This window comes from Prosthecobacter sp. SYSU 5D2 (genome assembly GCF_039655865.1).
Classification (GTDB): Bacteria; Verrucomicrobiota; Verrucomicrobiia; order Verrucomicrobiales; family Verrucomicrobiaceae; genus Prosthecobacter.
On sequence record NZ_JBBYXL010000012.1, the window covers coordinates 142194 to 161523 of the forward strand.

General features: G+C 60.1%; 16 protein-coding genes. 9 read left to right on the plus strand and 7 right to left on the minus strand.

Annotated elements, in window-relative coordinates; genetic code table 11:
• Positions 1 to 48: 48 nt before the first annotated feature.
• Together WJU23_RS19790 and WJU23_RS19795 are read left to right on the plus strand one after the other, a co-directional pair.
• Positions 49 to 591, plus strand: a complete 543-nt coding sequence (locus WJU23_RS19790) for a hypothetical protein (RefSeq protein ID WP_346334350.1) — start codon at positions 49 to 51, stop codon at positions 589 to 591.
• 36 nt (positions 592 to 627) lie between these two features.
• Positions 628 to 1344, plus strand: a complete 717-nt coding sequence (locus tag WJU23_RS19795) for an N-acetylmuramoyl-L-alanine amidase (protein ID WP_346334351.1) — start codon at positions 628 to 630, stop codon at positions 1342 to 1344.
• An 8-nt stretch (positions 1345 to 1352) separates the two neighbouring features.
• Here the strand turns inward: WJU23_RS19795 and WJU23_RS19800 are convergent, their stop codons facing one another.
• Complete coding sequence (locus WJU23_RS19800) at positions 1353 to 1604, minus strand: hypothetical protein (RefSeq protein WP_346334352.1); 252 nt, start codon at positions 1602 to 1604, stop codon at positions 1353 to 1355.
• Positions 1605 to 1826: 222 nt separating this feature from the next.
• On the opposite strand from WJU23_RS19800, the gene WJU23_RS19805 reads away from it, so the two are divergent.
• The gene (locus tag WJU23_RS19805) at positions 1827 to 2297 is read left to right on the plus strand and encodes a MarR family transcriptional regulator (RefSeq protein WP_346334353.1); all 471 of its coding nucleotides are present in this window, start codon (positions 1827 to 1829) and stop codon (positions 2295 to 2297) included.
• 28 nt (positions 2298 to 2325) lie between these two features.
• A complete protein-coding gene (locus tag WJU23_RS19810) occupies positions 2326 to 2727 on the plus strand; it encodes a DUF1398 domain-containing protein (RefSeq protein ID WP_346334354.1) in 402 nt (133 codons plus the stop codon).
• Between the two features lie 425 nt (positions 2728 to 3152).
• On the opposite strand, the gene WJU23_RS19815 is transcribed toward WJU23_RS19810, so the two are convergent.
• Positions 3153 to 5672 carry a hypothetical protein gene (locus WJU23_RS19815; RefSeq protein ID WP_346334355.1) on the minus strand — a complete coding sequence of 840 codons (2520 nt, stop codon included), beginning with the start codon at positions 5670 to 5672 and terminating at the stop codon, positions 3153 to 3155.
• Positions 5673 to 5818: 146 nt separating this feature from the next.
• Between WJU23_RS19815 and WJU23_RS19820 the strand changes: the two genes are divergently transcribed.
• Entirely contained in the window at positions 5819 to 6700 is an 882-nt protein-coding gene (locus WJU23_RS19820; RefSeq protein WP_346334356.1) for an AraC family transcriptional regulator, read from the plus strand.
• 169 nt (positions 6701 to 6869) lie between these two features.
• Here WJU23_RS19820 and WJU23_RS19825 read toward each other — a convergent pair whose 3' ends face one another.
• Positions 6870 to 8288 (minus strand): carbohydrate porin, encoded by a 1419-nt coding sequence (locus WJU23_RS19825; protein ID WP_346334357.1) that lies wholly within the window; start codon positions 8286 to 8288, stop codon positions 6870 to 6872.
• 344 nt (positions 8289 to 8632) lie between these two features.
• On the opposite strand from WJU23_RS19825, the gene miaB reads away from it, so the two are divergent.
• Entirely contained in the window at positions 8633 to 9988 is a 1356-nt protein-coding gene (miaB, locus tag WJU23_RS19830) for a tRNA (N6-isopentenyl adenosine(37)-C2)-methylthiotransferase MiaB (RefSeq protein ID WP_346334358.1), read from the plus strand.
• A gap of 74 nt (positions 9989 to 10062) precedes the next feature.
• On the opposite strand, the gene WJU23_RS19835 is transcribed toward miaB, so the two are convergent.
• From WJU23_RS19835 to WJU23_RS19845, 3 genes are all read right to left on the minus strand, one after another.
• Positions 10063 to 10389, minus strand: a complete 327-nt coding sequence (locus tag WJU23_RS19835; protein WP_346334359.1) for a DUF4339 domain-containing protein — start codon at positions 10387 to 10389, stop codon at positions 10063 to 10065.
• A gap of 55 nt (positions 10390 to 10444) precedes the next feature.
• Positions 10445 to 11644, minus strand: a complete 1200-nt coding sequence (locus tag WJU23_RS19840) for a DNA repair exonuclease (RefSeq protein ID WP_346334360.1) — start codon at positions 11642 to 11644, stop codon at positions 10445 to 10447.
• Positions 11645 to 11746: 102 nt separating this feature from the next.
• Positions 11747 to 12592, minus strand: coding sequence for an AraC family transcriptional regulator (locus WJU23_RS19845; protein WP_346334361.1), 846 nt, complete (start codon positions 12590 to 12592; stop codon positions 11747 to 11749).
• Positions 12593 to 12723: 131 nt separating this feature from the next.
• Here WJU23_RS19845 and WJU23_RS19850 point away from each other — a divergent pair, with 131 nt between their 5' ends.
• From WJU23_RS19850 to WJU23_RS19860, 3 genes are all read left to right on the plus strand, one after another.
• On the plus strand, positions 12724 to 15798 hold the full coding sequence (locus tag WJU23_RS19850) for a DUF1553 domain-containing protein (RefSeq protein ID WP_346334362.1): 3075 nt from the start codon (positions 12724 to 12726) through the stop codon (positions 15796 to 15798).
• Between the two features lie 20 nt (positions 15799 to 15818).
• On the plus strand, positions 15819 to 16220 hold the full coding sequence (locus WJU23_RS19855; protein WP_346334363.1) for a GxxExxY protein: 402 nt from the start codon (positions 15819 to 15821) through the stop codon (positions 16218 to 16220).
• A 66-nt stretch (positions 16221 to 16286) separates the two neighbouring features.
• Positions 16287 to 17702 (plus strand): DUF1501 domain-containing protein, encoded by a 1416-nt coding sequence (locus WJU23_RS19860; RefSeq protein ID WP_346334364.1) that lies wholly within the window; start codon positions 16287 to 16289, stop codon positions 17700 to 17702.
• Positions 17703 to 17706: 4 nt separating this feature from the next.
• Here WJU23_RS19860 and WJU23_RS19865 read toward each other — a convergent pair whose 3' ends face one another.
• Entirely contained in the window at positions 17707 to 19182 is a 1476-nt protein-coding gene (locus tag WJU23_RS19865; protein WP_346334365.1) for a phospholipase D family protein, read from the minus strand.
• Between the last annotated feature and the right edge of the window lie 148 nt (positions 19183 to 19330).

The window sequence follows — 19330 nt, forward strand, 5'->3', positions numbered from 1 at the left end:
CCTGCCATAGGGCTTGGCAAACGGCTGCATCCGGCGCAAGATGACCACATGGCCGATGAGACACCCCCGCCTATCCCCCGCGATCTCCATAGCGAGTACGAGGACCGTCCCTTTCGCCATTGCACGCGCTGCGGGGAGACGCTGGAAGATGACCAGGGCGGCTTCCAAATTTCCAAGGCCTACAAGCAGGGCGAGTGCGTGATGGAATACGCGCTGTGCGACCACTGCCGGGTGAGCATGATGGAGGAATTTTCCCAGGAATCCAAAAAGCGCCTGGCCGAGTATCAGGATGAAAATGTGGACCTGCACCGCGGGCTGCAGCACTGCTCCGTCTGCGGTGTGCAGCGCGGTGAAAAGGGCGTGGATGACTTTGTCATCACGGGCATCTGCGAGGGTATCAACCTGCTGCACAGCATCATGGTCTGCGGCAAATGCGGAGACGGCATCCAGGAGCTGATTTCTGTCAAAACCAGGGACACGTGGCGGCGCTTTGTGGATGAAAACTTCCCCGGCCCTCCGGGAGAGGGTGAGTATCCGGAGATCGAGGAAGCACCGGTGAATCCGATGGCCGTTTTTTCTCCGCAAAGCTGACGGATATCCTGGCACGACCTTTGCAGGGACGATGCTATGTTTTTCATCCGCTTCCTGTCTGTTCCATTGCTGCTTCTCTTGCTGGCGGCCTGCGGAAGCGCGCCCATCCTGACGCAGCGGAACATCTACGGAGACCGGCCTGGGCCAAAGGGGTTTGACACCGTGATTGTGGATGCCGGCCACGGCGGGCATGACCCGGGAGCCCGTGCCCGTGGCCTGGTGGAAAAACAACTGGCGCTGGATGTGGCCAAGCGGCTGCGCAGTGAGCTGTGGCCGGGCTTCAAGGTGGTGCTGATGCGGGATGCCGATTACTTTGTGGAGCTGGACCAGCGCGTGGCCAGGGCCAACCGCTATGGGGATGCCATCCTCGTGAGCATCCACTTTAACTATGGCAGCCGCTCCCGCTCCGGCCCGGAGACCTATTACTGGCGCAGCGACAGCTATGCCCTGGCCAAACGCGTGCAGCGCAACCTCTCCGCCCTGGCCCCCTATGAAAACGGCAATGCCGGTCTGGTGCGCCGACGCCTGCGCCTGACCCGCAACCCCGCCCTGCCCTGCATCCTGGTGGAGTGCGGGTATCTGACGAATGCCAATGAGGCCCGGCTCGTGGCGACGTCCGCGTATCGGGAAAAGCTGGCGGAGGCGATTGCCAGGGCGATCCGCGACCAGGCCCGCGATGGTGATGCCGGCATGGGACCGATCCCGCGTCCCCTTTATGCGCCGCCCAGCCGGGCCGGGGATGCGCGGGGGTGAGGGGAAAGTTATCGTTCTTTGAAAACACGATCATTCTTTTTGCTGAAGTTCCTCAGCAGGAGAATCACGGCGACGGTCAAGCCAAACGGCAAGGCGAGGAACGCCGAATTAAACCATTCGGAATCATCAGGTCCCGGCCCATGTTTGCGGTAGAGCGTGTACCTGAGCAGAACTGTCATCGTTATCATCCCAAACGCCCCCGAGATGGATGCAACAACCATGGCGACTAGGAATCTGAACAGAAACTTCAAAATGGTCATGGTTTGCCAAACGCTCTGGTTAAGTTTTGTATTTCCTATTCTGACATGGGCTATGCCCAGCCGCCTTAACAAGGTGCGTTTTATATTGGCTAACAAATGATTTCATCCAAGCGGCTCTTCCCTGTCCCAGGATGAATTCCTCCTGAGCCATAGTGATTGGTGGACCTAATTCAGCTATTGTTGTATTGACAACCGTTGTTAATACAACATAGTTTATGTGCCATGTCGAAAACATCCGTCAGCCAGCTTGAAGACCACCTGGGTTACTGGTTTCGCTGCCTTTCCAACTTTGTTTCGGAAAGCTTCGCCAGCCGGCTGGCCGGGCATGACATCTCGGTGGCGCAATGGGTGGTGCTCCGTACCCTGTATGACCGGGAGGAGCTGACCCTGAATGAAGCCGCAGCGCTGGTGGGCGTGGACAAAAGCTCCCTCTCCCGCATGATGGACCGGCTGGAGGCGCGGGGGCTGGTGCAACGGACGGCAGGGGCCGACCGCCGCTCCATTGGACTCAACCTGACCACCGCCGCCCGCAAACTCGTGCCGCAACTCGCCGAACTGGCAGATCAAAATGACCGTCAGTTTTTTAAACCGCTCCCTGCCACCCGACGAAAAGAGCTTCTGCAGACCCTGCAGTTTCTGCTGAAGGAAAACGGCTGGGAACTGCCTGCGCGTGGCAACGACCGCCTGAAGTAAACCATCCTCCCCTGCCCCATCCATCTCTATGAATGCCACCCGCATCCTCAAATCCGCCCGCCAGACATTGGCCGGAAAACAATCGTTTCCTGAGGCGGTGGCCTGCTTGATGAGTGAAGGCGTCGAATACTACCATGTGGATTATGCGACACTGAAAAAGAGCTTTTATGACGGTGCCGGAGGTGTGGTGACGGCCCCCATCGTTTATGAAGGCCTGCCGGAGATTGAGGCGGAATTTTCTGCGGCGGATTTGCAGGCAAACATCCGCGACAGCCAGCTTCACGGGCAGAACTTCCGTGACTTCACCCAGCGGGCCATGAAGGCCGGCGTGCAGAGTTATTATGCCTTTCTGCGCGGTGGCCGCGTGACCTATCTGGGCCGCCAGGGAGACCAGCATGTGGAGTGGTTTCCTGGGATGAAGCCTGAGTGAGTGCTGCAAACCGCACACGATTTCTCCTGCTGAACTGGTCTAACAACAATTGGATCGCGACGGACGGCTGCAAAAACCTGGCCCTCAAAAACTCTGGCGGGTTTTCAGCCTTCCTGGGTTAGCTTCCACAGCTTGCGAGGCGGTAGGGTGGATGTGTTCGGCGCAAATGCGGATCGCAGCCCCCCGATTTCCTCGCCGAACTATCCGGCTTTCTTTGAAGGTGAGGAGGCTGGCAGGCAGGCGTTTTTTCCGGAAGGCCGTCGCAGGAAAATGGGCACCGCCGGGGATAGCCGGATAGTTCTGCGGGCGGGCTGTTTCAGGACCACGGAATCATTCTGCGCAGAACACATCCGCCCTACGGCACGGCAGGATGCACACTCATTAACCAATCGACGCTATTTGAAATTTGGAGAGTGATGAATACTTTACTCATACCGCAACTGGGCGGTGATGACGGCATCGGCATCGCTCACACAGCGGAGCCAGTAGGCACCGTAGCTGGGGGGAAAGGTGTGCTGGGTTTCCATGCCGGGCTTCACATCGAACTCCTGATATGTCACCCAGAGGCCGGTGCCGGTGATGTCCGCCTCGACCCGGATCTTGGCGGCTTTGTCGCTGGTCAGAGTGAGGTGTTTTTGATCATAACCGGTGAAGAGGTAAGGATCGCTGGGGACGCCGGCGGTGACCGAGGTGTCTTTCCAGGGACCTCCGAAGCCATGCGGTTTGCCGAACTGCCAGAGGTCATCCACCGCACCGGCCCAGAGTGCAGTCTTGCCATCGCTGGAGCGGATGATGTGCTCGCCAGCAGCATCAGCATGCAGGCCACTGATGACGAGCAGACCGCGATAGCTGGCGTAGTCCTGGATGCGGCGGTTGTGGGTGGTGACGGGGCGGATTTTGGCGAAGCCGCCGGCATTTTCCGCAGGCAGCTCAAAGAAGGTGCCGCCGGCATTGAAGAGGTCCCGCTCAGTGCAGACCTCGCGGCAGACGCGCTCCAGGCCTAACAAGCTTTGCTGATCGAAGGCTGCATGGCCGCGCGGCAGGCGCCAGCGGCCTTTGTCATCCACATACAGGATGGAGGCGGAATCGTATTCCAGCACGCCTTCGGGAATGGCGGCGTTTTTAGAGGTCCAGGCCTGGCCCGCTGGATCGTCCTTGGGGGTAAGGTCAAAGGCGCTGCCCATGTCATACACGGCGGCCGGCTGGCCGGGGGCGGCGGAGATGAAGCGCAGGGTCCTGAACCCGGCTCCCCGGGCGTGCAGCACACCGCCGGTGACGGCGGTGTCCTCCGGGGTGGCGATGCCATCAAACATGGCGGCGGCGGTGGCCGGGCGGGCATCGTCGCTGCGATAATGAAAGACGGCGCTGAGCTTGGCTGCATCCGTTTTAGCCCGCAGGCGCAGCCAGATGCCGGGAGCATCGGTTGGGAATTCGATCCACCGGCTGCCTTTGGCAGGCAGCGTCAGCGTTTGCTGCTCCTGCCACTGGCCGTTGCCCTGGAGGTCGGCTTCGATGATGAGATCCACCTCCGCCTCATGGCCGGAAACGAGGTGCAAGGAGCGGTGCGTGTATCCGGCGAAGAGATAGGGCTCGCTCGGCACGGAGGCTTTGACCTCATCCTCCAGCCACACGGCTCCACGGGCGATGACGGGGCCGAGCGCATCCAGCTTTTCAGGAGCCACAAACCAGAGGTTGGACTGGGATTTGCCGGGGCCGGCCAGCTTTCCCTTGGCCTTGCGGACATTGAGAAACTCTTTGTTAGCCGAATCATCGCAGCCAAGAACCAGTCGGTCGCCCCAGCGGGCGAAGTCGCCGATGACTTTAAGGTAGTTGCTGCGCGGGGCGATGCCTGCGCTGCTGCCGGGGGCAAAGCTGCGCGGGAACTTCCAAAAGGTGCCGTGCATGGTCATGAGCAATTCTTCCTCCCCAATGTCGCGGATGCGCGGCCACTCGGTGTTCCAGCCATGGGCGCCATCGTAGCTGTGGCTGGATTTGGGCAAGCGGTAGCTGTACCAGCGCGGAGCGCGGACGCCCTCGTCCGCATTGGAAGTGGCGGCTTCGCCGCGCTGGGAGGAGGAGCGGACAGGAGTGTCCGCGCTCCGCTCACCACTCAGGCACATGAGGATGAGGGAACGGTGGTCCCAGCCGATGCTCCAGACGGGATCGGTTTCGGGATGTTCATTGCCGGTGAGGCCGCCGGGGCCGGTGACTTCGGTGAACTGGTTGCGGCGCACGAGCTGCCAGTCCTGGCCGGGCGTGGTCCACTCGCCCAGGGCACCGCTAGGGGTAGCGGGATCGGTGAGGACGCGTTTGTCACGGTCGCCATTGTTGGCATAGACCAGGCGGTCGTGGCCGGAATAGAGGCCTTTGCCATGATAACCGGGCAGCTCGGAGGCGAGGGTGGCCGGGCGGGTTTCTTTGGAAAAGTCAGGCTTGGGTTTATTACCGTCCTTGATGAGTCCGGTGACCTCCAGGCTGCGCAGGTCCACCTCGTACAGGCCTTCCTCCATGGTGGCGTAATAGGCCTTGTTGGTGGGATCGGTGAGGTGGCGGGCATTGCCGGTGATCCTGCCAGGCATTTGGTTAGGCTGGATGACCCGTACCTTCCGCTCCGCATCAATGACGTAGGGGCCGATGAGGAGCTGCTGCGTCTCTTTGTGGATCATGCGGTTGGCCGGCGTGCCGCCGACGCTCTCCGGCCGGATGATCTGGTGAAGCTCGGGAGTGATTTCGTAAAGCTTGTCGCTGGAGCCGAAGGGCAAATGCGGCCCGTAGGTGATGACCCAGAGCCGGTCCGCCCAGGGCACGACGGCCCCGGTGCCGCACTCGCCTTCATGGTTAAACATGGCCAGGTGCGGGTAGATGCCGCTGAGCTGGCGCGGCTCCTGCGCGGGCAGGGCGATGGCGCAGGCCAGGAGCAGCAGGCTGGTGAGGGCGGATTTCATGGGCCGCAGTTCAGCATGGAGCACCCGCCTGTGACAAGCGCGGAGGCTTATGCGTGGATGAAATCGCTTATGAATCAGGAAGCCCGCAAGATGGCCTGGGCGGAGTCCGGGCTTGCGGACGCAGGCGGCTGCGCTCCGTTAAAAGCATGTCCTCCCCTGCCCTCCTCACGCCCGCGCTCTGGCAGAGCCTGCAATGCGAGTGGCTGTGGGTGTATGACGGGCTGACGCCGAGATCACGGGTGTGGTCGCAGAAGATCACGGTGCCGCCGGGAGTACTGTTTGTGCAGAGCGGCCTGGTGAAAATAGATGTGGATGGAAGCGAGATCGTGGTGAAACCAGGCCAGGCGTTTCTGACAGCGCCGGGCCAGCGGCGGCAGTGGTTTGAGGAAGGCACGCGTCTGCTGTCCGTGGGCCTGCGCTGCCAGTGGCCGGACGGTCTGCCGCTCTATCAAACGGGTCTCAATGCGAGCGTACCGGGCCGCCAGGTGAAGGCCCTGCATGAGGCCACGCGCAGACTGTTCACGGAGGTGCATGGCCGCCGGAAAGAAGTGACTTATCCGGAGGCCACGGCCCCTCGGCAACGCACGCTGGAAGGATGGGCGCGGCATGAGGCGGCTTTTGGGGAATGGTTCGCGCTCTACGTGGCCACCCTGCACCGGCTTGGCATCGCCCCCATGGCGCGCCAGCGGGCCGGGGACAAGCGGATGGAAAGGCTGCGCGCCTGGCTGCAAGCCTGTCCGCTGTACCAGGCACCGGATCTGAAAACCGTGGCCCTGGAACTGGACCTGACGCCGCGCCGCGTGCATCAACTGCTGCGGGATGACCTGGGCATGACGGCGCAGGTTTATCAGGAGCGTCGCCGCCTGGACCACGCCCGTCAGCGCCTGACGCAGGAGACCACTCCGCTGAAGGAGATCGCCTTTGCCCTGGGCTTCCGCCACCCGCCGCACTTCACCGCCTGGTTCCGCCGCCACACCGGCATGACGCCGACCGCCTGCCGTGCCGGAGGCGGGCTGGAAGGGGCGTGAAGGGCGAGGAGGCGAGCGAATCAGGCCTCAATCCCCGCATAAATGCGGTACCTCGAACTCAGACTCAGCCTTCGAAAGGCTGAAACCTGGAGATGAGTCTCTGAGCATCAACAAAAAAGGTGCCGACGCGGGAGCATCGGCACCTCGGGAATGGATACGCTCGGGTTGATTAAAACCGCAGGGTGGTCTGGATGCCAAGCACGAGGGCGTCCGGGATGGACTGGGAAGCGAGGGACGCTCCGGCACGCCCACCGGGGTGGAAAACATATTGCAGACTGGCCTGCAGCGTCCACCAGGCGGCCAGTTGCAGCTTGTAGTTCACCTCGATGACGGCCTCGTAGTCGGCCTCCTGGATGGGGGCAAAGCCGAATGGTACCAGGACGGCATTGATGTCGCGCTGGGCCTTCGTCACCTCTTCACTGATCTTCAAATAGGAAGCGCCGATGCCAAAGGTATCGTAGTCGCGGCCAGGGATGAGGCCTTTGAAGACCAGACCGCCATCAATGCCAAACTCGGCCAGGTTGCGATCCGATGGCGCACCGGCCACGCGGAAAAAGCCGACGATCCCCTGCTGCGCCGGGTCATCCCAGCCCTGTTCGCGCCAGAGCATCTGCTCGGCCAGGAAATAGATCCCATAGTTGCCCTGGTGGATTTCTGGGGCGGCAAGCGGGATCAAAGAAAGTGCCGTCGAGTAGATGTCATAAAACTCATCCGTGTGGTAGTAACCGCCGATCTTGTAGTTCCCTGGCAGGCCACGATCATCTTTGCCCTGGTTGAGGCGGAATCCGGTTTCAAAATACATCAGCGCTCCTTCCTCACTGCGCAGCGCCAGCCGGGTGCCGGAGGAGCTGTCATCCGGATTGCCATCATAAATGGCCGCCTGGATGTAAAATTTCTCCGTCGGCTGCCACTTCAGCAACACGCCGAGGGACCCGTATGGCGTGGAAGGCAGCGAGTGTGACCCCGGCGGAAACCCTGGGATGTCATACAGGTTAAACGCCATCGTCGGATAGAAAAACGTCTGGTTCATGAAGTTGATGGACGCCAGGGAGTTATACAGCTCCGGCAGGATGAAATCCCGGTCCACCGACATGAGACCCGCTTTGATCACAAACTTGTCATTGAACAGGCTCTGCTCGTAGTAGGCCTGCCAGAGACGGGTATCCGCCGGGAAGTCCACCAGGTTGGTTTTATTCAAATCCCCTACATAGGTATCCGCAAAGGGCCGCCCCTCTAGGGAGACGCCGGAGAGATGAAAATGGCCCCCCTTCCAGAGTCCCAACTTCGTCGTATCCAGGTCCAAAGCCGCCAGGAAGCCATGCTGATAAGCTGAACCTGCGCGGATGCCACCGCCCAGGTTGGTGGGCATGGAGCCTACATAGAAAAACTCGAATTCCACGCCGTTTTCTGCCAGCCGTGTTCTGAGGCCGCCCCAGTCTCCCAGCATGTAGTCTTGCATGAAATACTGCTCCAAAGCCGATGGCTCAGAGGTGGGCGGCGGTGGCATGGGCTCACCAGCCTGGGAGAAAAAGGCTGTGCTCGCCAGGAGCATGGCCACAATGGAGGATGTCTTGCACGGTGTGTTCATCGGGAGTGAATTGTGATATTATTTATAAATATTATACTTTTATCAAATCTGACAACATTTAATTTGAACAAAAAGTCAGGCTCACTTTTGGACCCAATCTTTACAAGAAAATTCGCCGTGAGTTGCATCATGCAATGCATGCTTTCGCAACGGTTTTGACCCGCATGGATTAAATTATCATCAGCAGAGCCTGCAATTGCCTGTAAAATATTCCCCCATCCATGGGCACATGTTTGTCTGTTTCGCGGATCATTCTTTGCCATGAAAGGCGGCCCGTGCCAGGTTCCAGATCCAGCCAACGGCCAGTTGTCAGGACGGAGAACCAGGCTATGCTTTGTGCCCCCATGCCACGAGTTCACATCAAGACCTACGGCTGCCAGATGAATGAGCGCGACACAGAACAGGTGTCGCAGATGTTCGTCGAGCGCGGCTACACCATGACCGCCACAGATGCCGATGCGGACGTGGTGCTCATCAATACCTGCTCCGTGCGCGACCAGGCGGAGCAAAAGGCCATCGGCAAGATGGGCATGGTGCGCCGCCGCCGGGTGCCGCTGGTGACGGGTTTCATGGGCTGCATGGCGCAGAGCCGGGGCAGTGAGCTGGTGGAGAAGACGAAGGTGGACCTGGTGGTGGGCACGCAGAAATATCACCGCGTGGTGGAGTATGTGGATGAGATCATCCGGGCCAAGGAAGCCCGCATGATGGATGAGGAGCGCTTTTCCATCGTGGACATCGAGGAGGAGAAGGCGAGCCAGAACGCCATCCGCGACCACACACTGAAGGAAAACCAGGGCACGGCCTTTGTCAGCATCATGCAGGGCTGCAACATGAAATGCACGTTTTGCATCGTCCCCTACACCCGTGGGGGTGAGCGCGGGCGGCCGATAGCGGACATCGTGGAGGAGGTGCGCCGGCTGGCGGACAAGGGGGTTAAGGAGATCACCTTGTTAGGCCAGATCGTGAACCTTTACGGCCGGCACGAATTCCCGGCGGTGGATGGCAAGAGCCCGTTTGTGCAGCTTTTGGAGGCGGTGCATGAGGTGCCCGGCATCCAGCGCATCCGCTTTACGAGTCCGCATCCGATCGGTTATAAGAAGGATCTGATCGAGGCCTTTACGTATCTGCCGAAGCTGGCGGAGCATGTGCATCTGCCGGTACAAAGCGGCAGTGACGAGATCCTGAAACGGATGCACCGCCCCTACACAGCGGCGAAGTTTACCGACCTGGTGGAGCGCATCCGCGCGGCGCGGCCCGGCATCGCGGTGACCACGGATGTCATCGTGGGCTTCCCTGGCGAGACGGATGAGCACTACCTGGAGACGCGTGAGCTTTTCGACAAACTGAAGTTTGAGAACGCCTTTGTCTTCCGCTATTCCAAACGGCGCGGCACGCCCGCAGCGGAGATGGACGAGGCCATCCAGCTCAGCGAGCAGGTGAAGGAAGCGCGCAACCAGGACCTGCTGGCGCTGGTGAACAAACATGCGTGGGTGAAGTATGAAGAGCTGCTCGGCCAGGAGGTGGAGATCCTCTGCGAAGGCACCAGCAAGACGAATGAAACGCGGCTCATGGGCCGCACCCGGACGAACAAGATCGTCATCTTTGAAGGCAATCCGTCACGGCACATCGGCGAGCTGGTGAACATCCGCATCAGCCACTACGAGAACTTTACACTGTATGGGGATGTGGTGACGGTGTAGCTGCCTGCGCCAGCAGGTGGTCCCCTCGGCCACGATGGCCGATCAGCCACGCTCTGGCGAGCGCGGCTACGGGGCTACTTTTTGCCCCAGCCAAAGAGCCGCTTCAAAAAGCTCGTTTGCACTTTGGGGGAGTTGTCTGCACGGGGGGCCATGGGGACGAGGTTGCGCGTGGTGGTGGGCGTATCGGCCTTGACGGGCTTTTCGTTAGACCCGGCCGCATTTGAAGCCATGGCAGACTTCCACCAGGACGGGGAAAAGGAGGAGATCTCCTGCCACAAGTCCACGCCCGGATGCCAGATGAGCGTCTGGGCCTGGATGCGCTTCTGCGCCACCAGAGAAGCCATGGCCTCGTCATCATAGGGGCCGTCGGCTGCGCCGTTGTTGTTGAAGTACCAGGTCATCGAAGTGACACACTAATCATCAAACGAATCGTCATGGCAAGCCCGGTTTACAATGTCACGAGGCAGAATGGAGTGCACTGTGAAGAATCCGCAAGGCCTGGCGGGCACTGTCTGCCGTTTCCGCATCCGGGGACTGAGTCTCCTGCAGCAGCCGGTCCGCGACGCGGGCGGCCAAGGGCGCATCGCTGCGGCTCACGAGGGCGCTGATTTCCTCCTCCGTGGGAGCGATGTTCACACGCGAATGAAGGCGCAGGCGCAGCAGCCGGGAGCGCCAGGTTTCCAGGCACTGGTCCAGCTCTGCGAGGGCGGCGATGCCGAGGCTGCCGTGGAGGGTGAGCCTTAAAAAATCCTGGCCGGTGCGAGCGGCGAACTTTTCTCCCAGCTCTTTGTCCAGGCGGGTCACAGCGGCGTCTTCGGTGAGGTGAAATTCCATTTCATGCCAGCCGAGGCGGGCGGTGGAGACGGGCTCCAGGATGGCCACGCTGCCGCGCTGAAGGGTGACGGCGATGACGTGGCCCGGCGCGTTTCCAGCACCGCGTGGGAAGCGGTCCGGCTCCGGCGCACCCGCATACCAGGCGGTGAGTTTTCCTGTGGAGGAAACGGGAGGAGAGACGTCCTTCAAACCGTGCCAGTCGCCCAAGGCGATGTAGTCGAGCTGATCGGCAGGCAGGCGGAGAAGATCGAGGTGGTTGGAGGAGGCGGAATCTTCCTCCTCATCCGCAGCAGGGCCGAAGTCCTGCACGCTGCCATGGGCGATGACGAGGCGGGGTTTGTCACCGAAGGCGCTCATGTCCAGGCTGCGAAGCCAGGCGGTGGTATCGCTGGCATCGTGACGACGCAGCAGCGGGCATGGCAGCAGGACAGCCTGCTCCAGCTCCACCGGCTCCGGTTTTAAAAGCACCTGCAAATTCGGCGACAGCGCGGCGCATTCCCGCAGGAAAAAAGACTGTTCCCAAAGGCTGCCAGGGCCGCCGTGATCGTGATTTCCAGGGATCACATACACGGGGATTTTCAAGGCCCCTATGGCGGCACAAGCGGCAGATACAGTGGCCTTGTCCGGCGTGGTGGAATCAAACACATCCCCGGCCACGAGGATGAACTGGGCCTGTTTTTCTTGAGCTACGGTGCCGATCCGTAGGATGACTGAAAGGCGCTCCTGCCGGGCCAGCACGCGCTTTTGCTCATCCTCCATGCGGGCATAGGGCTTGCCGATCTGCCAGTCGGCGGTGTGGAGGAAGGTGAGGGGCGGGGGCACGGTTTTCAGTGTTCAGTGTTCAGTGTTCAGTGTTCGGTGTTCAGTGTTCGGTGTTCGGTTTTCAGTATTCAGAGATCCGGCAGGAAGTCCAGAGCGGGACATTCACCGCCCCCGTTTGCGATGCTGGCGGGCGCGGAATTCGGCGGGGCCGCAGCCTTGGTGGCGGGTGAAGAGGCGGGTGAAGTAGTGGCGGTTGGGGAAGCCGTTTTCGATGGCGATCTGGTCTATGGTCTTGTCCGTCAGGACGAGGGCCTCGCCCGCCAGGCGCAGGCGGGTGGCAGTGACGTAGGCGGCGGGGGTCTGGCCGGTGTGCTGGCGGAAGGCGCGGATGAAGCGCTCGAGGCTCATGCCGGCGCGGTCGGCCAAGAAGGGGTTGGACAGCTCCGAGTGCGGGGCTTTTTGAATGAGGGCCAAGACGTCTAACAAACGATCTGGTACGGTGGGCACCGGCGGCAGGTCCATTTGGGCAAAGGCGCAGTGCAGCAGGGCGGCGCTCTGGTGATGCAGGCGCTGGTCCCGCGCCTCGTTGGCGGGCTGGGCATGGGTGTGCAAAACGGCCTGGATAAGGACGCGCAATGTTTCATCCATAGGGAGCACCACGGGTCCTTCCGGCACGGTGCCAGCGAGGCGGGTGACGGTGAAATGCAGCCAGCAGTGGCAGGCAGGCACGGGGCCGCAGCAGTCGAAGATGGTATTGGCCGGGATGAGCACGCAGGTCTCCGGCTCCAGGGGGATCTCTTGCCCCTGATAGAGCAGGTGGCAGCCGGGCTTGGGATTGTGATAGAAGCGCCAGAAAGGGCTGTCCACGCCCTCATGATTCCAGTCTTCCAAAGCGGCCTGGTATCCGCATTCGTGGATCAAAAAAGCCGACCAGCCAGCCCGCGCGACGGGTGACAGGCTGACGCCCCAGGCGGTGGTGTAATTGAGGTATTTGCGTCTGGCCTGCATGCTTGATCCAAGAATCCGACATGGAAGAATCAAGTTCAAGTGACGATAGCAGGCGGATCCGCCATGCAACCACGCATGATCCGACACATTTTTATAACAATGTGGCACGGCACCGTCGCGTATTATAAGGCATGATTTGGAAGGTCTCCACCACCCTGCTTTTACTGATCCCTGCCCTGCCCTGCGCAGCGGCCCAGGTGGAGTTCAATCGTGACATCCGGCCCATCCTTTCGGACAAGTGCTTTCACTGCCATGGGTTCGACCCCAACACCCGCGAAGCCGACCTGCGTCTGGATGAACGGGAGGCCGCCGTGGCCGACGGGCACATCGTGCCGGGAGATCCGGAAAAGAGCCTGATCCTGCAGCGGGTGATGACCCATGATGCGGATGATGTGATGCCGCCGCCGGAATCCAAGCTGGGCCGCCTAACCGAAAGTGAGATCGCCAAGCTCAAGCAATGGATCCAGGAAGGCGCGGAGTATCAGCAGCACTGGAGCTTCATCGCCCCGGATGCCGCCAGCCTGCCGCGCTGGAAAGCCGGGGCCAAAGAAAGCGGAGCTCGCACACCCATTGACCATCTGGTGGCCGAGAGGCTGAAATCTCGAGGCCTGGCCCTGCAACCGAAGGGCGATGCACACACCTTGATCCGCCGTCTCAGCTTTGACCTCACCGGCCTGCCCCCGAGCCCGGAAGAGGTCGCTGCTTTTACCGGAGAAGATTTGGAAAAGTCCTATGAGGCTGCCATTGACCGCCTGCTGGCCTCTCCCGCATATGGTGAGCGCATGGCGGTGGACTGGCTGGATATGGCGCGGTATGCGGACAGCTACGGCTTCCAGGTGGACCGGGAGCGGGAGGTCTGGATGTGGCGTGACTGGGTGATCCAGGCCTTCAATGACAACCTGCCCTTTGACCAGTTCATCACCTGGCAGGTGGCCGGTGATCTGCTGCCGGAGGCGACCGATGAGCAGATTTTGGCGACGGCTTTTAACCGCCTGCATCAGCAGGAATCTGAGGGCGGCAGTGTGGAGGAAGAGTATCGCATCGAATACGTGGCGGACCGGGTGCAGACCTTTGCCACGGCCTTTCTGGGACTGACCTTTGAGTGCTCGCGCTGCCATGATCATAAGTATGATCCGATCAAGCAGTCGGAGTACTATGGCCTGTCCGCCTTCTTCCAAAACATTGATGAAGCCGGGCTGTATTCCTTTTTCACGCCCTCCGCGCCCACGCCTGCACTGATGCTGATGGACAAGGAGCAAAAGCAGAAAAAGGCGGAGCTGGAAAGGAAGATCCAGGCGCTGGAAAAGAAGCTGGCGGCAACCGACGAGGGCAGTGTCAAAACAACGGAACCGCACGAAACCAAGGAGGGCTTGATCGCGCATTATACCTTTGATGCGCTTGATAAAAATAAGCTGTCGGATTCGCTGAATCCATCTCCTCCTGCTGCCCCTGCCCCGCCACAGGAGGCCTCGAAACCCAAAAGCAAAAAAGCCAAAGAGGAGGCTCCGAAAGTGGCGGACCCGGCGGCGCTTTTGAAAGGCGAAAACAAGCTGGTGGCGGGCAAGCTTGGGAACGCGGTGGAGTTCACAGGGGATGATCCTGTGGACACGCCAGTGGGGAATTTCTCCCGGCATCAGCCTTTCAGCCTGTCGCTGTGGATTCAGACGCCGGATGTGAAAGATCGGGCCGTGGTGCTGCATCGCTCACGCGCCTGGACGGATGCGGCGAGCCGGGGCTACGAGCTGCTGATTGAGGAGGGTAAATTGAAATGGTCGCTCATCCATTTTTGGCCAGGCGATGCCATCTCCATCCGCGCCCAGGAAAGCCTGCCGCTGAAGGAATGGGTGCATGTGGTAGTGACCAATGACGGCAGCAGCCGGGCTGCGGGACTGAAGCTCTACATCAATGGAAAGCTGGCCTCCGTGGATGTCATTCGCGACCACCTGACCAAGAATATCACCGGTGGTGGTGGTGACACCATCAGCCTGGGAGAACGTTCCCGTGACCGGGGTTTTAAAGGCGGCATGGTGGATGATCTGAAGGTGTACAACCGGGATGTGTCGCGGCCATTTGATGCCACCCTTGAGCCGCTGCTGACGGAGCTGCAAGCGGCCCGTGCGGAGCTGACGGCCTTCCATGGCGCGCAAAAGGAGATCATGGTGATGCAGGAGCTGCCGCAGCCGAAGACGGCCTACATTTTAACCCGTGGTGAATATGACAAACGCGGCGATGTGGCCCCGCCGGTGACGCCTGCCTTTCTCTCTCCCTTCCCCAAAGACGCGCCGCTGAACCGCCTGGGTCTGGCGCGCTGGCTCACTGCGCCGGAGCACCCGCTGACGGCGCGCGTGACGGTGAACCGCGTTTGGCAAAGTTTGTTCGGCAGGGGGCTGGTGAAGACGAGCGAAGACTTCGGCAGCCAGGGGGAGAAACCGCTGTATCCGGAGCTGCTGGACTATTTGTCGTTAAGGCTCATTGAGAGCGGCTGGGATCTGAAGGGGCTCATCAAGGAGATCGTCAGCAGCGAGGTCTATCAGCAGCGGAGCATCGCTGATGCGGCCACCATGGCGGATGATCCTGAAAATGCCTGGCTGGCCCGTGGCCCGCGCTTCCGCCTGCCTGCGGAGATGATCCGCGACAACGCCCTGGCCAGCGCCGGGTTGTTAAACATGAAGTTAGGCGGACCACCAGTGAACCCTTATGAACTGACGGAGGCCTTCAAGCCCTTCGAGGTAGCCAAGGATGACAGCGTGCATCGCCGCAGCCTTTACACCACGTGGCGGCGCACCAGTCCGCCGCCTGCGATGGTGGCCTTTGATGCGCCACGAAGAGCCGTCTGCTCCTCAAAACGAGAGCGCACCGACAGTCCCCTCCAGGCGCTGATTCTGCTGAACGGCACGCAGTATGTCGAAGCCGCCCGTGTACTGGGAGAAAAGCTGCACACCGAAAACCAGGGCGACCTGAAGAAGATGATCAACGCCGCCTTCCTGCGCTGCCTCAGCCGCCCGCCGGATGCCGAGGAAATGGACATTTGCACCCGCCTTTATGATGAGCAATTGCAGCACTACCGCACCCATCCCAACGAAACCGCCGCCCTGCTAAAAACCGGGAATGCGCAAACCACGACGGCTCCATCGGCTGAGCTGGCTGCGGCGACGGTGCTGGCGCAGGCTTTGCTTAATCACGACGCGGCGGTGGTGAAGAGGTGAGATGAAGTTTATTGAACAGGATGAAACGAACTTCCATTACCCAGACACTCGACGGCCCTCTTCAAGAAGAAGGTTATAAGCTGATGGCAGCCGTGTTTGAAGTCCACAATGAGATCGGTGGAGGCCTCAGCGAGGAGGTTTACCAGGAAAGCCTGCAACATGAGCTTGAAAGCCGTTTGATCCCTTACCAGGCCAGGCCGGAGCTTGAGATCCATTACAAAGGGCTAAAGCTCAACCAGCGCTATACCCCCGACTTCTATGTCTATGGGGCGATTGTGGTGGAGCTGAAGGCGGTCTATCAACTGCTGCCGGAGCACGAAGCCCAGATTTTTAACTACATGCGGCTGACGCAGAAACGGGTGGGATATCTGATCAACATGGCGGCCATCAAGAAGGTGGAGTGGCGCAGGTATGTGATGTGAAGAAGCCAAAATTTAAACCACTAATGGTCACTAATGAACACTAATTTAGATACACCAACCGCCGGCATGAATTCCTCTCTCTCCCGGCGCAGTTTGCTCAACCGTTTTGGCATGGGGCTGGGCGGGGTGGCGCTGGCGGAGATGCTGGCCAGGGAGCAGGCGAAGGCGGCGGATGCGGGCATCCTGGGTGCACCGCATGTTCCGGCGAAGGCGAAGCGGATCATTTATCTTTTTATGTCCGGCGGGCCGTCGCATCTGGACCTCTATGATTACAAACCGCTGCTGAACCAGCGCCACGGGGAGCAGCTTCCAGACAGTGTGAGGGGCAGCCAAAGGCTGACAGGCATGTCCGGTAACCAGAGCTCCATTCCCATGGTGGGCTCGCCCTTCAAGTTTACGCAGCACGGCCAGGCGGGCGGCTGGTACAGTGAGCTGCTGCCGCACACGGCCAGCATCGCGGATGACATCTGCGTGGTGCGCTCCATGTTTACGGAGAGCATCAACCATGGCCCGGGCGTAACATTTTTTCAAACGGGCTCGCAGATCGCCGGACGGCCGAGCATGGGCTCCTGGCTCAGTTATGGACTGGGGGCGCAGAATGAAAACCTGCCGGGATTCACCGTGCTCATCACCAAGGACAAGCGCGGCCAGCCGCTGGGCGCGCACCTGTGGGGAAGCGGCTTTCTACCGACGAAGCACCAGGGCGTGCTCTTCCGTGCGGCCAAGGATCCGGTGCTCTATCTGGGCAACCCGGAAGGCGTGAGCCCAGGCAGCCGCCGCCTGATGCTGGACCGGCTGAAGGAGCTGCACGAGCACCAGTTCGCCGGCACGCCGGATGCGGAGATTTCCAGCCGCATTGACCACTATGAAATGGCCTACCGGATGCAGAGCAGCATCCCGGAGGCGACCACCATTGAGGATGAACCGCAGCATGTTCTGGACATGTATGGCGAGGATGTGAAGACGCCCGGCACCTTTGCAGCCAACTGTCTGCAGGCCCGACGACTGGCCGAGCGCGGGGTGCGTTTCATCCAGCTTTATCACCAGGACTGGGACCACCACGGCGGCCTGCCGGGAAACATCCCCAAGCTGGCCAAAGAGACCGACCAGGCCTCCGCTGCGCTCATCAAGGATCTCAAACAGCGCGGCCTGCTGGATGACACCCTCGTCGTCTGGGGCGGCGAGTTTGGCCGAACCAATTATTGTCAGGGGAAAATCAGCGCCAACTTTGGCCGCGATCATCATCCCCGCTGCTTCACCGCGTGGATGGCGGGCGGCGGCATCAAGCCCGGCGCGGTCTATGGTGAGACGGATGAATTTGGCTACAACATCGCCAAGGACGGAGTTCACATCCATGACTTCCACGCCACGCTCCTGCACCTGCTCGGTATTGACCACGAAAGGCTGACCTACAAGTTCCAGGGCCGCCGCTACCGGCTGACGGATGTGCATGGCCATGTGGTGAAAGGCCTGCTGGCGTGATGGATCACAGCAGGTCTTCCCAGGGCATGTGCGTGAGGAGCCAGTAGGAGAGGCGCTTCTGCAAAGGAGCCTCAGGATCGCGGTAATGTTTCACACCATCAGCGCCGGTCCAGCACAGGCGGCCGTTTTCCTCACAGGTCAGATGCCAGCAATTGACCTCGTCAAAATCCTCCAACAAATAGTCCTTTAGACGAGCCGCAAAGGCAGGGCTGTCAATGATCACGCCGGTCTCTGTATTGATGTATTTGGACCGTGGATCCATGTTGTAAGAGCCGATGAAGGACACCCGGTCATCCACCACCATGCCTTTGGTATGCATGCCCAGCGGGGTCATTTTGGATGAATGAATGTACTTTTCACGGACAGGGGCGCGGGCATTCAGCTCATAGAGAGAGGCCCCGGTGTCCAGTACATCTCTACGGCGGTTGGCGATGCCGGACATGGCGATGAGCCCGTCAATGGAGGCCAGTGAATTGGTCAGCAGGCTCACCTTCACTCCGCGTCGGCCGATCTGACCAAACAGCTCCAAGACTTCCTCCTGGGGGATGAGGTAGGCTGCATGCATCACCACCTCCTTTTGCGCCCCGGCCAGGGCGGACTCCTTCGTGCGCCAGGTGGGGGACGGCACCTTGCCCCGCCGCAGCATGCGTTCTGGCGGATCGGCAACGAATTCATAGTCCGCCCAGATCATGCGCCCGGACAGCTCCTGCAACAGTTTGAATGCATCCGCACTGGTCATGGACTTTGGATAGGGATAGCCTTTTTTGAGGGAGAGTATCCACTTCTTCCGGGAGGTTGTTTCACGGAGATCGTCCAGGTCGTCGCGTTCGTCGTCGGTGATTTTTGTCTTGTCCGCCTTTCGGGTCAGTGGAGAGTCCCAATAGAGCTGGAAGGACCTGGCCGCATCCTGGACCACGGGGCCTTTCGCGATGAAGTCCAGGTCTCTCATGTTGTGCTTTGAATCCGCACCAAAATACCCGTCTGCAAGATTTCGCCCGCCACCAATGAAGAGCGTGTTGTCGGCCACAAGAATCTTATTGTGCATGCGGCTTTGCATGCGGTCCACCTCACCAAGCACTGGGATGGGATTGCCAGCAAAAATGCCTTTTAAAGCCGTCATTGGATTGAAAAAGGCGACCTCTATATTCGGATGCGAAGCCAGCGCCCCAGATCGCACCTCCCACTGCGCCCCTTTGGTAATATCCAGCAGGATCCGCACCTTCACGCCCCGGTCTGCCGCCGCCAGCAGGCGCGCCGCAAACACGGTTCCTGTCACATCATCAGCCCAGATAAAATATTGAAAATCCAGGGATGTTTGCGCCGTCTCCACGGCAGCCAGCCGAGCCAGAAACGCTTCCTTCCCATCCGCCAGAATTTCAAAACTGGAGGTGCCTCGGCGGTGCACCGTGCGCTGATTTACCCTTTGAGCAACGGCCTTATCAGACACCAGTCCCACCGTGGGAACGGCGGCGGCTTCCATAGGCGCAAGTTGTGTGCATGAAGCTCCGGTAATGCAAAACATAGTGCCAAGCAAAAACCGGTGGATCATTTTCATAGATGAGCTATTTCGAAATCGACATAAGTTTCAAAACTGGCTGTATGTGATCATGCAAAAAAGCGAATGTCGT

Excerpts from the sequence above, each read along its gene's own strand:
- WJU23_RS19820 (WP_346334356.1), top strand. The coding sequence starts at position 5,819 with ATGTCCTCCCCTGCCCTCCTCACGCCCGCGCTCTGGCAGAGCCTGCAA.
- WJU23_RS19815 (WP_346334355.1), bottom strand. The coding sequence starts at position 5,672 with ATGAAATCCGCCCTCACCAGCCTGCTGCTCCTGGCCTGCGCCATCGCC.
- WJU23_RS19795 (WP_346334351.1), top strand. The coding sequence starts at position 628 with ATGTTTTTCATCCGCTTCCTGTCTGTTCCATTGCTGCTTCTCTTGCTG.
- WJU23_RS19790 (WP_346334350.1), top strand. The coding sequence starts at position 49 with ATGGCCGATGAGACACCCCCGCCTATCCCCCGCGATCTCCATAGCGAG.
- WJU23_RS19800 (WP_346334352.1), bottom strand. The coding sequence starts at position 1,604 with ATGACCATTTTGAAGTTTCTGTTCAGATTCCTAGTCGCCATGGTTGTT.
- miaB (WP_346334358.1), top strand. The coding sequence starts at position 8,633 with ATGCCACGAGTTCACATCAAGACCTACGGCTGCCAGATGAATGAGCGC.
- WJU23_RS19845 (WP_346334361.1), bottom strand. The coding sequence starts at position 12,592 with ATGCAGGCCAGACGCAAATACCTCAATTACACCACCGCCTGGGGCGTC.
- WJU23_RS19810 (WP_346334354.1), top strand. The coding sequence starts at position 2,326 with ATGAATGCCACCCGCATCCTCAAATCCGCCCGCCAGACATTGGCCGGA.
- WJU23_RS19865 (WP_346334365.1), bottom strand. The coding sequence starts at position 19,182 with ATGGAAGCCGCCGCCGTTCCCACGGTGGGACTGGTGTCTGATAAGGCC.
- WJU23_RS19835 (WP_346334359.1), bottom strand. The coding sequence starts at position 10,389 with ATGACCTGGTACTTCAACAACAACGGCGCAGCCGACGGCCCCTATGAT.
- WJU23_RS19805 (WP_346334353.1), top strand. The coding sequence starts at position 1,827 with ATGTCGAAAACATCCGTCAGCCAGCTTGAAGACCACCTGGGTTACTGG.
- WJU23_RS19855 (WP_346334363.1), top strand. The coding sequence starts at position 15,819 with ATGAAACGAACTTCCATTACCCAGACACTCGACGGCCCTCTTCAAGAA.
- WJU23_RS19825 (WP_346334357.1), bottom strand. The coding sequence starts at position 8,288 with ATGAACACACCGTGCAAGACATCCTCCATTGTGGCCATGCTCCTGGCG.
- WJU23_RS19850 (WP_346334362.1), top strand. The coding sequence starts at position 12,724 with ATGATTTGGAAGGTCTCCACCACCCTGCTTTTACTGATCCCTGCCCTG.
- WJU23_RS19860 (WP_346334364.1), top strand. The coding sequence starts at position 16,287 with ATGAATTCCTCTCTCTCCCGGCGCAGTTTGCTCAACCGTTTTGGCATG.